Source organism: Deinococcus roseus, assembly GCF_014646895.1.
Lineage (GTDB): Bacteria > Deinococcota > Deinococci > Deinococcales > Deinococcaceae > Deinococcus_C > Deinococcus_C roseus.
In genome coordinates this window covers 1-1,546 of sequence record NZ_BMOD01000071.1, presented here as the reverse complement: position 1 = coordinate 1,546, position 1,546 = coordinate 1, and the positions used below count along the sequence as shown (strand labels likewise).

The following is a 1,546-nucleotide window of genomic DNA, read 5'->3' as shown; positions in this document are numbered from 1 at the left end:
CAACTGGGCAAAACGGACGCGAAGACCGCACTGGACACCGCCCAGAAGAACATCGAGAAAGCCTCCAACCAGGGTCGCTGATCATGAAACTGCCTCAGCTGATCACTGCCACCCTTCTTCTCAGCAGCTGGGGTCATGCCGCCACCTTTCCCGTCACTTTCCCCCACAGTCCGGCCCCTGGCTGGACTGTGGACTGGGTGAGCACCGACAGCGGAGAGGTGGTCTCCTCACAGCCCTGGCCCGAACAGGGGGGCGTGCTGAACTCCCCCGATGTCAAGCTGGATGTGTTCGCCCATGCTCACGCTCCCAATCTGACCGCTGGTCAGGTGGAGAACTGTGTGGGGGTGCAGATCCGCAACCAGGGCTGGTGTCAGGATGGAAAAGCCTTTCTGCCCATTGGCATGAACCGCCGCCAGCTGTACTACCCTTTCACCAACCGCAACCAGTGGACTGCAGAAACCTACATGAAAGAACTGCAGAAACGGGGCGGCAACACCTTCCGGGTGTTCAGCATGCCAGAATTTGAAAGTCCTGCTGGAACCTACGATGACTTCGCGCTCTACGCTTACGACCAGATGCTCACAACTGCTGATCAGCTGGGCATCCACATCATCTTCAGCCTGATCGATCTGGCCGCCATGTACTCCGATTTCTCGGGAGACCCCTACAGCGTCTTTAACGGCGGACCTTTCCAGAAGCACGAGGAGATTTACGGCAGCGAAGAGGGCATCCGGCTCATCAAGAACCGCATCCAATTTTTGGTGGAAAAACTCCACCACCACAAGAGCATCATCGCCTGGGAGATCGGCAACGAAGCCGACATCATCTCCGCAAAAACCGAGACTGCAAAAGAGCAAACTGAACAGGCCATGCTGGTCCTGGCCCGCCACATCAAAGAGGTTGACCCCTCCCACAAGCCCGTCACCGCATCACTGCTGGGAGAGTCCGTATGGCCGAAAGTCTTCAGCAGCCCGGACATTGACTTCATCCAGTACCACAGTTACGCCACCAGCAACCGTGAGGTGCTTCCTGGGGTGCTGAGAAACGATGCCGAGCAGAGCGCAAAATTTGGCAAGCACGTTCTGATTGGTGAGTATGGGGCTTACCGGGCAGACCCGGACCGGCACATCTTTTTAAAGACCGGGTTGTGGGCCGCCATGAGCCAGGGCATGAGCATCTTCCCCTGGGTGTCTGCCTCGGACGCCTTTGGAGAACTCTTTGATGAGGACCTGGATCTGTACCAGCCCCTGGCAAAAGTGGCGGCTGGCATCGACTGGACCCGGCCCATCAAGCTGCGCAATTTTGATTTTGCTGCCCCCGGAGCCACCGTGCTCGCTTCACAACTGGGCAACGAGGAGGTGCTGATTTATGTCCACCCACAACGCTAAACTCGCCCGCACCCAGGAACAGCGCAACCGCAAAAAGATGTGGAGCAACCTCATTCTGGGTCTGGTCTTCATTTCCCCGTGGCTGGTGGGATTTTTCTCCCTGGTGCTCTACCCCTTCGCCTCGTCTTTGTACTTCTCCTTCACCAGTTACAACATCC

General features: G+C 57.2%; 1 protein-coding gene. It reads left to right on the top strand.

What is annotated here, in order from left to right; translation table 11 throughout:
• On the top strand, window positions 1-1,388 hold a 1,388-nt coding region (locus IEY52_RS26390; RefSeq protein WP_229685001.1), incomplete at its 5' end, for a cellulase family glycosylhydrolase.
• Between the last annotated feature and the right edge of the window lie 158 nt (window positions 1,389-1,546).